Source organism: Aliikangiella marina (assembly GCF_007004765.1).
In the GTDB taxonomy this organism is placed as follows: domain Bacteria; phylum Pseudomonadota; class Gammaproteobacteria; order Enterobacterales; family Kangiellaceae; genus Aliikangiella; species Aliikangiella marina.
The window spans coordinates 277796-291118 of record NZ_VIKR01000005.1 but is presented as its reverse complement, the minus strand read 5'-3'; the positions used below and the strand labels follow the sequence as shown (position 1 = coordinate 291118).

General features: G+C 42.5%; 9 protein-coding genes. 2 read left to right on the top strand and 7 right to left on the bottom strand.

Translation table 11 applies throughout. The annotated features are described in order from the left end of the window. Positions 1-14 precede the first annotated feature (14 nt). The 5 genes from FLL45_RS18550 to polA all read right to left on the bottom strand — a co-directional run bounded on the left by FLL45_RS18550 (position 15) and on the right by polA (position 8917). Entirely contained in the window at positions 15-3101 is a 3087-nt protein-coding gene (locus tag FLL45_RS18550; RefSeq protein WP_142943550.1) for an efflux RND transporter permease subunit, read from the bottom strand. Between the two features lie 26 nt (positions 3102-3127). Continuing rightward, positions 3128-4222 (bottom strand): efflux RND transporter periplasmic adaptor subunit, encoded by a 1095-nt coding sequence (locus FLL45_RS18545; protein ID WP_185964543.1) that lies wholly within the window; start codon positions 4220-4222, stop codon positions 3128-3130. Between the two features lie 290 nt (positions 4223-4512). Further along, positions 4513-4896, bottom strand: a complete 384-nt coding sequence (locus tag FLL45_RS18540) for a DUF6768 family protein (RefSeq protein WP_142943548.1) — start codon at positions 4894-4896, stop codon at positions 4513-4515. A 147-nt stretch (positions 4897-5043) separates the two neighbouring features. Further along, positions 5044-5568, bottom strand: coding sequence for an RNA polymerase sigma factor (locus FLL45_RS18535; protein WP_142943547.1), 525 nt, complete (start codon positions 5566-5568; stop codon positions 5044-5046). 568 nt (positions 5569-6136) lie between these two features. Beyond that, positions 6137-8917 (bottom strand): DNA polymerase I, encoded by a 2781-nt coding sequence (gene polA, locus FLL45_RS18530; protein ID WP_142943546.1) that lies wholly within the window; start codon positions 8915-8917, stop codon positions 6137-6139. Between the two features lie 476 nt (positions 8918-9393). Between polA and FLL45_RS18525 the strand changes: the two genes are divergently transcribed. Continuing rightward, on the top strand, positions 9394-9936 hold the full coding sequence (locus tag FLL45_RS18525; protein WP_142943545.1) for a TRAP transporter small permease subunit: 543 nt from the start codon (positions 9394-9396) through the stop codon (positions 9934-9936). Beyond that, complete coding sequence (locus tag FLL45_RS18520; RefSeq protein ID WP_142943544.1) at positions 9933-11282, top strand: TRAP transporter large permease; 1350 nt, start codon at positions 9933-9935, stop codon at positions 11280-11282. The genes FLL45_RS18525 and FLL45_RS18520 overlap by 4 nt, the downstream gene beginning before the upstream one ends. A 209-nt stretch (positions 11283-11491) precedes the next feature. On the opposite strand, the gene FLL45_RS18515 is transcribed toward FLL45_RS18520, so the two are convergent. Both FLL45_RS18515 and FLL45_RS18510 read right to left on the bottom strand, forming a co-directional pair. Then, complete coding sequence (locus tag FLL45_RS18515; RefSeq protein ID WP_142943543.1) at positions 11492-12766, bottom strand: RNA polymerase sigma factor; 1275 nt, start codon at positions 12764-12766, stop codon at positions 11492-11494. A 35-nt stretch (positions 12767-12801) separates the two neighbouring features. Beyond that, on the bottom strand, positions 12802-13146 hold the full coding sequence (locus FLL45_RS18510; RefSeq protein WP_142943542.1) for a YciI family protein: 345 nt from the start codon (positions 13144-13146) through the stop codon (positions 12802-12804). Positions 13147-13323: the final 177 nt, after the last annotated feature.

The window sequence follows — 13323 nt, the reverse complement described above, 5'->3', positions numbered from 1 at the left end:
TAAAAGATATATTGCTATGTCGTTGAGAAACGTTTATTCATCTCGGCTTTAGCGCCTTTTAATTGATCAGAAACATTGCCTAATTGGAGTAAGCTTGGCAAAAAGATTAATGTGAAAATAGTACTCACGCTCATTCCGCCAACGATTACCGCGGCGATACCACGATAAAGTTCGGCGCCAGCACCGGGGATGATTAATAGCGGCAACATTCCACAAATACTGGTCAAGGTGCTCATCAATATCGGTCTTAAACGTAACCTTACGGCTTGCTCAACTGCCTCACGTCTAGATAGACCTTCTCCCTCACCCAATCGCGTCTGATAAACTAATAGGATCGCATTATTCACGACTAATCCGAGCAATATGACAAATCCAATCATGGTGAGCAAGTCGAGCGGTTGAAAAATGATTTCGTCGGTAATTCTCAGTAAACCAAGCCCACCAATCGTTGCAAGTGGAATGGTTAGCACAACCAGAATACTGTCTTTAAACGAGCGGAACAAAGCTGACATCAGTAAATATAAAATGATCAATGCCAAAATAAAGCTCTGGCTCATATTGGCTAGCGCTTCATTTAAAGCTGCGGCACTACCGCGATAAGCGACACTACCGTTATCGGTCAGTTGCGCCAAAATGGCCGGCTCGGCTTTTTCTTTCACAAGGTCGATCGCTTCCTCCAAACTGACATTGTCCGGCGGCGTCACTTGCAAAGTGATTGTACGTTTTCGGTCGATTCGTCTAATCGAACTTGGACCAGCCGTGCGTTCAAGATTAACCAGCTCACCGACAGGCTGCACGCCAGCTTGTGGCGTAAATAATGGAATCGCCGCCAACTCTTCTGGAGACTCCCAATCCGTTGAGCGCAAGAACACATTGAGTCGTTTTTGACCATTAAAATAATCGCCTACGTATAATCCCGTGCCTAATGCTCTCGACATGGCTGACATTTGCGAGCGTGTCCAACCCGCTTCCGCTAAGCGTCTTTCATTAGGGTTCATTCTTAATTCAGGTTCTGCCATAGTTAACCCAGGCGTTGGCTGAACACGCGAACCAGGTAATGCTTGCATTACGGCCCCAAAACCAACTCGGCCGGCTTGAAGCAATTCTTCGACTTGATTGCCTTGAATATCAATATCGATTCTGCGCCCGCCGCCAAGGTTTTCGAATAATTGCGCTTGAGAAGCAAAAGCGATGGTATCAGGAAAGCCTGCTAACATATCGTTGTTTAAAGCATCTATAACACCCGCGATATCATCCGCATCATCAGCGTAACCACCCATAAAGCCGAAATTACCAAAAAAGCCCATCCAGTTATGTGCAATTTGCGGTTGTTTTTCACCAGTTAGATAGGGTTTTAATCTTCGGTTAATTTCATCGGCCATTTCATAACGTGCAGCCGGATAACTCAATCCAGGGGGCGGTAAAATAAACGCTCGAAAAGAATTCTGATTGCCTTTGGGTAAGTAATCGACTTTTGGAAAAATTAACCAGCTACCCAAAAATGCAATAGCCATCAACCCGCCAATCCAAGCATAACGACGCTGCGGTGTTCCGGTAATAAACATAATTTTTTTGGTAATTGCTTCCCACCAATGATTGTGAGGATCTTCTTCTGATACCTCTTTAAGTAATCGGCGAGCGGCAGTCGGTAACACGGTTACTGCAATCAGTAATGATGCAACAATTGCAACTGCAATAGTTATCGCTAAGTCAGCGAAAAGTTGTCCAGAAACTTCTTCTAAAAATGCGATGGGTAAAAAGATGGCAACCGATGTTAAAGTCGAAGCAAGTAAAGCTCCCCATACTTGAGTCGCTCCTTTAAATGATGCGGTATGTGGCGACTCACCTTTCTCGCGCAAGCGCACAATGTTTTCAAGAACAACGATCGCCGCATCTAAAACCATACCGACAGCAAATGCTAATCCAGCCATCGAAATGATATTTAAAGTGCGTCCCGTTGCGTACATTACAACCAGCGTGACGACAATTGAAATTGGGATGGCGGCAGCAACAATCAAGGTAGCCCGAAACTTTCTTAAAAACCACCAAAGCACGCTTACAGCGAGCAATACACCGATAAATAAATTATTACGAACCAAGCTCATTGAGCGTTCAATGTAGACGGTCTCATCGTACATCTGTATCAGTTGCAATCCTTCTCTTTTCAATGCGCCTTCATTGAGCTCTTCAATAGCGAGTTTCAGTCCATCCATGACTTGAATAACATTAACACCTTGCTCTGCATGCGCATTCATTGCGATCGCTACTTCACCATCAAGCGTCAATACGCCGGTTCGATCTTGAAAGGTCAGTTCGACATCAGCCACATCTCTCAGCAATATGGGTTGACCATCACGCCAGTCGAGAACCATATTTTGTAACTCATCTACGCCGTACTTTCCGGTAAATCGCAGCGTGTACTTGCGACGGCCGACATCATTAAAGCCACCAGAGACGTCATTGTTGCCTTGAAGTGTTGCTGCCAGTGCCGGAATATCCAAGCCGAGCGCAGCCGCTTTGTAGGGATTAAACGTGATTCTTAATTCGCTTTGTAAACCGCCATACGCATCTGATTTTGAGACACCAGCAACTCGCTCTAAACGAGGTTGAATAACCTCCTCAACGGTATCTTGATAGGTGGTAATATCGCGGGTATTGTCCGCCGTCGGCTTTAAAGCGAACCAGGCAATGGCATCAGCAAAACTAGCACCACCAACCGACAAAACCGGCTCAGTCGCATCTGGCGGATAGCTGGGAACTTGATTAAGCGCATTCATGACGTCAATTAGCGCTCTTTCTAAGTTAATCCCTGTGCGAAACCTCAACGTTATACTGCCATTACCCGAACCTGAATTTGACTCAAGCGTCACAAGTCCTTGAATGCCTTTTAAAACATCTTCCTGACGCTCGATAATTTCAGCTTCCATTTCTTCAGGCGCTGCACCACGCCAACTCGTATTAATTGCGATCATTGGCTGGCTAATATCGGGGGTTAACTGCACTGGAAGTTTAACTAAACTGATCCCTCCAAAAAGTGCCACTAACAATATTGCGACGATTACCGCAGTAGGATTTTTTAATGCTGACGATGTAATGACCATTTTGCTAAATCCGATTGTTTATTGAACTACTGCTTTCCTGATATCAAGGTTTGGTTATCTGCTTTAACCTGAACAGCTTGACCTTGCTTTAATCGCTCTGCACCGCGCACCACTATTTTGTCACCAGGGTTAATATCACCAATGACCTCAATTAATTCTCCTGATGCCATTCCGACGGATACTGAAACCTGTTCTGCCGTATTATCTTGTTTAACGCGGAAAATACTTGTCCCTTCTCGGCGCAAAACCAATGCATCTCGCGGCACGGCAATGACTTCTTTTGATTCACCGTTGGCGACCGCGACTCTTACATTTAGTCCTACCGGCCAATCAAATGTTGATAGGTCCAAACGCACTTCCATCAGATGAGACCGGTTATCCGCAACAGGCACTAAAGATTTAATGGGCGCAACGCCTTTGCCCAGCGGAGAGTCCACTTGCAACTCTGTTGATTGTTTTAAAAAACGGTAAGCGGTTAAAGGGGCATAGACTGAAGCTTCTAAATGACTCGTTTCCACGAGGCGAATTATCGCGGTACCATTATTAACATACTCCCCTTGATTGCGCAGTCGTTGGGCGACGAGTCCATCAAAAGGCGCTTTTAATTGAGAGTAATCAAGATTTTGCTCGGTTTTTGCCAAGCGGGCTTTGGCTGCAGTTAATTCGCCTTTTGCGACATCTCTTTGAGATATTGTTTCGTCTAAGTCAGTTATTGCCGATAAATTTCGTTTTGCCAAAGTCGATTTGCGTTTAACTTCTGATTCTAAAAAGTTTAATCGTGACTCAGCGTTTTGAACGCTTGCTTTATCTTCAGTCAGTTGGATTTTTAACGTCGTATCATCGATTTGCGCAATTACATCACCCGCTTTTACGCGTGTACCAAGCTCAGCTAGACTTACCAATCGACCCGACACTTCCGCAGCAATTTGTGAATTATTTCTGCTAACCACCGAACCAGATACCCAGGCAACCGGCGCAATCAGTGTTTTTTTGGCATCAACAACATTAACACTCGGTGCGGGAAATCCTTGTGCATGTGAATCGGCGGCGTGAATGCAAAAGGAGATCATCAACGAAGTAGCAATGATCTTGAGGTATAAAGTTTGTTTGTGAAGTATCATAAACAATCCGAAATTAGTTGTTTTGCTTGAACGGAAAAGCGGTAAAACGAAGACCCGATATTTTCGCATAAAAAGATTTGTCTAATGACTAATTATAGACAGAATTTGTTACAAAGGGTGATCGGCCGCTGCTGCGGCCATAATTAATCGGTATGAAATTACATATGTCCGACCAGTTAGGTCTTTTTTAGCGTCTTGTTATGCGCTTGCTATCAACGACAGTTTATCGCGACTAGGCTTGGTGAATACCTCGAGTTTTGCAACGCAAAATATCGATCCGAGTTTTAAGATTACTCGTTTTGTGAATTCACTTTACTCGATAATTTAGCAACCGCAATTTCGACTCGCTTTATTTCTCTTAATAATGAACCACGATACATTTCTAACCATACCCATTGCTTCATCGCGATTTGAGCCATCGCCGCAATCACTAAACAAACACCCCAAAATACTTGATCTTGCATTTGTTCTGCGGTGAAAAATTCATACCCCGACCAAACCATTAAACCAGTAACGACCAATATAATAATATTAATCACTACAACCCATGGTCCCAATCCAGCTTTAAATGACCCAGCAACCAGATCAAATAACCCTTGTTTATCATTTAAGATTTCATCGATCGATTCGGCTTCACTTTCCAATTCTTGCTTAATACGTTGATCAATATTCATAATAGATTCCTCTGTTGTTACCCGCATTAGTTCTTAGCGCAATGATGTCTTCAAACAGTTACCTAATAATTCAGTTACTTAATTACCCAAGTGCTTAATAAATCAGGTACGCAATAATTCAGGTACTTCTTCGCTCAAAACTAACACCTATAATTCAAATTTTTGTTTCAGCAGCTTACGCGCTCTATTCAATCGCGACTTTATTGTCCCGATAGGAGTTTCAAGAACACTGGCAATTTCACTCACCTTCAACTCATCCAAATAAAATAAGTGAATCATTTGTTTCTCTAGTGGAGGCAACCGACTAATCGCCGCTTCCAATTCCTCACTTTGGTCAATCGTTGATTCAAGTTGTTGCGCATATTGTGATTCATCAAACTCTTCTGACGACTGATTGATTTGCGCACTTTTACGAACTATGTCTGTCGTACGCCAACGCACTAACCGATACAACCAACTCTTCAAAACTCTGGGGTCGTCTAGTTTTCGGATCCCTGATGTGGTTTTAATCCAAGATTCCTGAACCGCATCCTGCGCGATTTGTTCATCACCACAAATCTTAAATGCAAATCGCAATAAGGGCTGGTGATATCGCTTGACGATCAAATTGAAGGCTTTTCGGTTACCTGCTTGTGCGGCAAGAACCAATAAGTCTTCTTCGGCTTGATGCATTTGTTGTTCTCTAAAATGTTTTGTTATAGATAGTAACGGATGGGAGGGGTTTTTGGTTCATTTTTTTTAATAAGCAGTCTGATAAACAAGCTGAAGCTCAGATAAGACAGCAAAAAGTTTTAACCTTATAATTGGCTTTTCATGTTCTTTCGCCTAGCGGCCTTAACGCATTGTGGAATCAATGAAACAGAGGAACTAGTGGGCTAATTGTTTGAGCGCAGGGAGTTTTAGCCCACCCACTGTTTCGCTATCAAAACAAGGTAGCTCCAAGGCATGGATTCACTTAACAACAAGACTAGCAAAGTTAATTCAGCGAAAAAGACTTTTTGGTTCCTTTTGTGACTTTGGACAAAAGGAACTCGCGGGAAAGCTTGTGCCGCGAAACAACAGACTAACAGTGAAAAATGACAGCAAAAGCCTGGAAAGTTAGTCCACTTCTTCAACAGTTTCATGAACTCCGCGGGGCGTTAAAGCCGCTCGGCAGAGTCGACACCGATCAAATACAAGTTGGGTTTCCTACGTCAACCCAACCTACAAAATAAAAAAGAGTCGCGCTCCGCTTCTTCTTTTAGTGCGCTTGTTCCCAGTTATCACCCACACCCACATCAACCACTAAAGGCACTGAGATCTCAACTGCACTTGCCATGAGCTCATTAATTTTTGCCGAGTATTCTTCTAATTTATCTTCAGCGACTTCAAACACCAGTTCATCGTGAACTTGCATGACCATATAGCAGTCAGGCTTTTCCTCTTCGAGCCATTTTTGAATCTCAATCATGGCAATTTTAATAATGTCTGCAGCGCTACCTTGCATTGGTGCATTAATTGCGGTTCGCTCTGCGGCTTGTCTCAGCATGCCATTCGATGCATTAATTTGTGGTAAATACAGTCTTCTACCAAACAAGGTTTCTACATAGCCAAGCTCTTTGGCTTTTTGTTTGGTCGACTCCATATAATCGCTGACGCCCGGATAGCGTGCAAAATAAGTATCAATGTAATGGGCTGCTTCATCATTAGTGATTTGCAATTGTTTCGCTAAACCAAATCGAGACATCCCATAAATGAGTCCAAAATTAACCGCTTTAGCATGGCGTCGTTGATCAGCAGTGACAGCATCGATATCAGTTGCAAAAACTTCCGCTGCAGTCGCACTGTGAACATCTAAATTATTCTGGAAAGCTTTAATCAAGTTAGGGTCCTGCGACAAGTGCGCCATGATTCTCAACTCAATTTGAGAGTAGTCTGCAGCAATGACTTTGTAGCCTTTTGGCGCGATAAACGCTTCTCGAATCGAGCGACCTTCTTCAGTCTTAACCGGTATGTTTTGTAAGTTCGGATCGCTCGAAGACAAACGTCCGGTTGCCGCCACCGCCTGATGATACGAAGTGTGCACTCTTCCCGAACGGGGTTGAACCATCAACGGTAGTTTGTCCGTGTAGGTTGATTTTAATTTAGTGAGTCCTCGATACTCCATAATCACTTTGGGTAGCGGGTAATCTAGCGCTAACTGAACCAGCACTTCTTCCGCTGTAGAAGGCTGTTTTTTGGGGGTTTTCTTTAATACAGGTAATCCTTGTTTTTCAAAGAGAATCTCTTGCAGCTGCTTTGGCGATCCTAAATTAAACGGTTGTCCCGCTAGCTCATGGGCTTTTTGTTCGAGCTCAATTATCCGTTTACCAAAATCATTACTCTTATTTCTCAAAAATTCTGCGTCAATTAAAACGCCGCGTTGCTCCATTTTAGACAACACATTAACCAACGGAATTTCGATCTGATTAAAAATATTTTTCGGGCCCTCTTCTTTTTCAAGTTCTGGCCAAATCGATTGATGAAGCTGCAAAGTCACATCGGCATCTTCAGCGGCATACTTACTGGCAATCTCTAAATCTATTTGATCAAAAGTTACTTGTTTTTTGCCTTTACCAGCAATATCCTCATAGTGGATACATTCATGATTTAAATATTTTTGCGCTAAGGTATCCATATCATGTCGATTAGCCACACTGTTGAGTGTGTATGACTCCAACATCGTATCAAACTGAACACCTTTTAATTCGATTCCAACGGCGGCGAAAATGCTTTGGTCATATTTAATATTTTGACCGACCTTGTGAATGCTAGGATTTTCTAAAACCGGCTTAAGTTTCTCAATCACTGAATCCATCGCTAGCTGTTCCGGCGCGCCGGCATATTGATGAATGATCGGAAGATAAGCAGCTTCTCCTGCTTGAGTAGCAAAAGATATCCCGACAAGATCGGCTTCAATTATATTTAAGCTGGTGGTTTCGGTATCAACCGCAAACAACTCACAAGCATTTAGTTTTTCAACCCATAGGTTCAATTGCTCTTCGCTGAGAATAGTTTCGTATTTACTGGTATCAATTTTACTTTCTGGTTTTTCCGGTTTAGTGGGAACACTCGCATCATCTGATTTTTCAGGTAATGATGACTTACCGTCTTCCGCTTGCTTTAACCATGTTCTAAATTGATATTCGCCGAACAGTGCCCTGAGTTTCTCTTGATCCTCTGGATTAATCCCAAGGTCATCCAAACCAAAATCGAGCTCAACATCTAATTTGATGGTTGCTAGCTCATAGGACAACTTGGCATCTTCTTGGTGAGGAATAAGCTTTTTCTCCGCAAGCGTTTTTGCACCTCTAAATTCTAAAGTGGCTACTTTATCAAGGTTGGCATAAATTTCCTCTACGCTTCCGATACCGTTTAACAGCCCTAACGCTGTTTTTTGCCCGACCCCAGCAACACCCGGGATGTTATCAACGCTATCGCCCATCAGCGCTAAATAATCAATAATCAAATGGGGTGGAATCCCAAATTTTTCAGTCACACCCTCAACATCTAAAAATTCATTTTTCATGGTGTTAATAAGACTGACATGCTCGTTGACTAATTGGGCCATATCCTTGTCGCCCGTCGATATAATCGTTTCTCGGCCGGCTTCCGTGGCCATTCTTGCTAAGGTTCCAATAACGTCATCCGCCTCGACACCTTCAACCGAGATAAGCGGCAATCCCATGGCTTTTATGATTTCGTGAAGAGGCTCAATCTGACACCTTAGGTCATCGGGCATTGGTGGACGATTGGCTTTGTACTCGGCGTACATATCGTTGCGGAAAGTTTTTCCTTTCGCGTCAAAAACGACGGCAATCTGTTCCGGACCATATTGCTTGAACAGGCTTTTCAACATGTTCACTACACCGTAAATAGCCCCACTCGGTTTACCATCGCTGGTAGCCATGTAGCGACCCAGTTTTTCATTGTTTAGCGTGTGATAAGCCCTGAATAGATAAGAGGAACCGTCAACCAAAATCAGTGGTGTGTTATTTTGCATAGTTTTTCTACTTTGATGTCCGTGTTATGGCGCTTAAGGATGCTTTGAATTAATTCCCACCTGAGAGCCGGTTTTCATTGACCATTATTGTTGCAATCGTTATGGTGGATTTCGCTTCAACTTAGGGCGGTTATTCTAACTCAGAATTAAGTGAGAACCGACCCCCAATTGTGAGTGGTTTCACTAATGTTTCAAGTTAATGACATTTCTAACAAATAGCGTTAACTTATTAAATAATAAGGATAAAAATCATATCGAAGATCCTGTGGATAAAATCGTGTATAAAAATCACTGATTTTCGGGAAGAACGATTGTTCAAAAATCAATCATCTCTAAAAATAGATGCTTCTTGCGATTAAAATCAATGACTTATATTATTTTTGTAGCGTAAAACGCGATTTTGAATAACCTGTGGATAATGTGAACACCGGTGTGAATAACGTCAAATTGATACTCCAGAATAAAAATTAATCAAAATGAAATATTCTTTTAATTTATTAGCCGATCACCTATCAAAAGTATCGGTTTTTACCGGACGACTGGTCAGTTGGCTTACCATCGGCATGGTTGTCATCTTGTCGTTCAATGTGATCTCCAGCTGGTTGTTTAATGTTAGTGCGATTTTACTGACTGAATCTGTCACCTGGATGCACAGTGCTAACTTTCTTTTAGCGGCTGCTTATACCCTGAATCGCGGTGAACACGTCCGAGTGGATATTTTTTACGCGAAAATGACCGCCAAGCGCAAAGCATTGGTGGACTTACTGGGGACGCTCTTTCTACTGTTACCCGTTTGTGCCTTCATCCTATGGTCAAGTTGGTCGTTTGTATTGCTGAGTTGGAATATCGGTGAAGTATCCGCAGAAGCTGGCGGGCTCCCGTTCCTTTGGATCCTCAAAGGATTCTTAATTGTCATGCCGGTACTATTAATTATTGAGGGCATAGCCCAGTTCTTTAAAAACTTATCGGTTTTAATGAATGACCAAAGTACCACGGGTCAAGCGGAGAAATCCTTATGATGGAGTGGATCCCGCTAATAATGTTTTTGACAGTCTGCTTAGTGTTGCTGGCAGGTTATCCGGTCGCATTTTCATTGGCTGGCACAGCATTGGTGTTTGCTGGGATCGGCGTGGCCACCGGTGAGCTTCACCCAGCAATCTTGAAGTCTGCGTTTAGTCGGCTATTTGGCCTCATGCAAAACCAAACTTTAATCGCAGTGCCCTTATTCGTCTTTATGGGCGTGATGCTGGAAAAGTCACGGATTGCTGAGCGCTTACTTACCAGTATGGCGAGCTTATTTGCTGGTACTTCTGGTGGGCTGGCCATTTCTGTGGTTATTGTTGGTGCGCTGCTCGCGGCGAGCACAGGCATTGTTGGAGCAACGGTTGTGACTATGGGTCTATTGTCTCTGCCAGTGATGTTAAAGAATGGTTATTCACCCAGTTTGTCGACCGGCGTTATTTGTGCTTCAGGCACTTTAGGTCAAATTATTCCCCCTTCAATTGTATTGGTTTTGCTCGGGGATGTAATTGCCAGCGCCAATCGCGACGCAGGCGTTGGCGGCACACCTGTGTCAGTGGGTGATTTGTTTGCGGGTGCGTTAATCCCCGGATTAATTTTGGTCGTCTTTTATATTTTGTATGTTTACTTTTATGCCAAGCTAAAACCTGAACAAGCACCAGTTATCAAGAATCATTCACATGACAGTCAATTTGACTGGCGCTCTTTGGTGCCACCGTTGGTGTTAATTTTAACCGTGCTTGGCTCAATTCTTTCTGGAGTCGCTACACCCAGCGAAGCCGCAGCACTCGGTGCAATTGGCGCGGTAATTTTAGCTATCTATTATCGTGAGTTTACATTGCAACGGTTAAAGGAGGTGGCGCGCTCAACCACTAAAACCTCATCGATGGTGTTTATGATTTTGATCGGCGCGTCGATCTTTTCATTAGTATTCCGAGCCTTCGAGGGAGACGATGCGGTTCAATCAATTTTAAGCAGTTTACCTGGTGGCTTATTCACAGCCATGCTGCTTGTCATGTTCAGTATGTTTTTACTGGGATTTATTCTCGATTTTATTGAAATCGTATTTGTTGTTGTGCCTCTTACCGCACCAGCATTATTAGCTATGGGCGTTGATCCAATTTGGCTCGGGATTATGATAGCGGTCAATTTGCAGACCTCATTTTTAACACCACCATTTGGTTTTGCATTATTTTACTTGCGAGGTGTCGCTCCCAAAGAAGTTAAAACTGCTCAAATCTATAAAGGGGTTTTACCGTTCATTTTAATTCAAGTGGTGATGTTAATCATTATGGCTATCTGGCCTGAGATAGTAACGTGGTTACCGAATAAGATTTATGGGTAGTGATTTAAAGTTACTTAAGATAGTAAGGCGTTTTTAATAATTTTTGACGGCGGGAAGTGCCATATTTAGGACGGCCGAAAGCCGAGGATTTTTGGCTATTTTGCCTTACCGAAAGTGGATATTCAATGCTGAGTTGAGAAGGACGAAATGTGCTTTTCAATAAACAGCCGATACATATTAAGTACCGTGACAAGCTGAACTAATGCACTTCAATATTGTTCAAGACGTTGTTTGAGTAAGTCTTCAATTTCTTTAGTTGGAGAAGTATCAAAAGCTAGATTCATATATTCTGTTCCAAGCTCCTTATTACCACTCCGAAAGTTCAAGTCGGCCATAACTGCATACCAATGATAAGACTTAGTCAACCATCCTGGCGCTTTAGTGCGCTCTAGAACATCTAACCCTGCTTTTGCACCTTTCCATTCTGCGGTAGCAATTGCCCTGTTTAAAGTATGCAAAGGAGAATGTGATAATTTCTCAAGAAGACAATAAGAGTCGACAATCTTTTCCCAACGAGTGTCTTCATAAGACTTCGCTATACAATGCTCTGCAGCTATTCCCGCTTCGATATGATAACGAGAAATTGATTCGCTATTTGTAGAAGCGTGTAGAAAGTGTAGTCCTTTGGTAATTAGATCAGAGTTCCATTTCGATCGTTCTTGAAATTCTAGTAATTGTAATGCACCACTAGAGTTTTTCCTGGTATTAATCCTAGCCGACTGTAAATACATTAGGGCGATTAATGCATACGACTCCGGCTTACGTCCAACGTTACTATCCAGTAAAACTAGCGCTAACCTCAACGCTTCATCGCAGAGTTCAGTTCTAATAGCTTCCTTACCATGAGAAGATAAATAGCCTTCGGTAAATATAAGGTAAAGAACTCGGTATACCAAATCTAACCTATCATTCAGTTGTTCTTCTGGCATTTCTGGAAATTCCTTACTAAGTTTTTTCAATATAACCTTGGCTCGAGAAAAGCGTTTATAAGCATTTTCTTCGCTGATAAACAATCTAGAAGCCACCTCTTTAATACTAAAACCACAGAGCGTTTTAAGCGTAAATACAAGTTGCGATTCCACAGGCAGCGCAGAGTTACAGGCAAAGAAGAGCATTCTTAACAATGAGTCTTTTAACTCACCACTTAGAGTTAAATCTGATAGTTCATTTTGCTCCGAATTTTTAATAGCAAGCGCCGTTTGATTATCGGCTTGTTTCTGCAATAACTCGTTGTGTCGCTTAACCGCCCTTAATTCGGATATGATTCGATTATATGAAGCTTTATACAACCACCCTGAAGAGTTTTCCGGTACAGTTGCTCGATTGCTTTCTGTGTGAGTCCATTTTTCAAGTGCTTGAGCCATCGACCACTGCACAGAATCTTCTATCGTTTCGATGTGCTCGATCCCAAAACGACGAGTCAGTAACGCCACAAGCTGTCCATACTCATGACGAAACAAATGCTCTACTGCTTGATGGCTCAAACTAACGGTCTAATTCACTAGAAAGTCTGAATAATTTAAGAACGAGAAATCTCTCGAATCTCAATACTCGTTCCGGGATTTTCAACCATAGGACTCGCTTTGATGACTTCGGATGCCTGTTCGATAGAGTCCGCTTTTAACATCATGTACCCGCCTACAATTTCTTTAAGTTCGATAAATGGGCCGTCTTTAACTGCGTCATGCCTAACAACAGAAGAGGCACCACCCAACTTGCTTCCCATGTCCAATATATTCTCTGCAAATTCCTTCTGCCAAGCCTCATATTTCGCAAACATCGCTTCCATGTCTGTCGGTGTAGCGGGTTCTTTACAACCACCTTCTTCGCTACGCAGCAGACACATGTAAGTTTTGTTTTCCATCTTTTCGCTCCTTAAATAAGTAACTTTAAAATCTGATTTTAGTTAAATCAACTCAGAGCTATATTGCTCTGATACTTACATAACGTATGAAGGTTTTAGTTTTGGACACTTTTTGTTAATTTATTATTAATATTAAGTGAACCAAGGGGGTTATTAGCTCACTTGGTATGTCGACTA

What these genes read in the sequence shown, in the direction of transcription:
- FLL45_RS18550 (WP_142943550.1), bottom strand. Translation starts at nt 3,101, where the DNA reads ATGGTCATTACATCGTCAGCATTAAAAAATCCTACTGCGGTAATCGTC.
- FLL45_RS18545 (WP_185964543.1), bottom strand. Translation starts at nt 4,222, where the DNA reads ATGATACTTCACAAACAAACTTTATACCTCAAGATCATTGCTACTTCG.
- FLL45_RS18540 (WP_142943548.1), bottom strand. Translation starts at nt 4,896, where the DNA reads ATGAATATTGATCAACGTATTAAGCAAGAATTGGAAAGTGAAGCCGAA.
- FLL45_RS18535 (WP_142943547.1), bottom strand. Translation starts at nt 5,568, where the DNA reads ATGCATCAAGCCGAAGAAGACTTATTGGTTCTTGCCGCACAAGCAGGT.
- polA (WP_142943546.1), bottom strand. Translation starts at nt 8,917, where the DNA reads ATGCAAAATAACACACCACTGATTTTGGTTGACGGTTCCTCTTATCTA.
- FLL45_RS18525 (WP_142943545.1), top strand. Translation starts at nt 9,394, where the DNA reads ATGAAATATTCTTTTAATTTATTAGCCGATCACCTATCAAAAGTATCG.
- FLL45_RS18520 (WP_142943544.1), top strand. Translation starts at nt 9,933, where the DNA reads ATGATGGAGTGGATCCCGCTAATAATGTTTTTGACAGTCTGCTTAGTG.
- FLL45_RS18510 (WP_142943542.1), bottom strand. Translation starts at nt 13,146, where the DNA reads ATGGAAAACAAAACTTACATGTGTCTGCTGCGTAGCGAAGAAGGTGGT.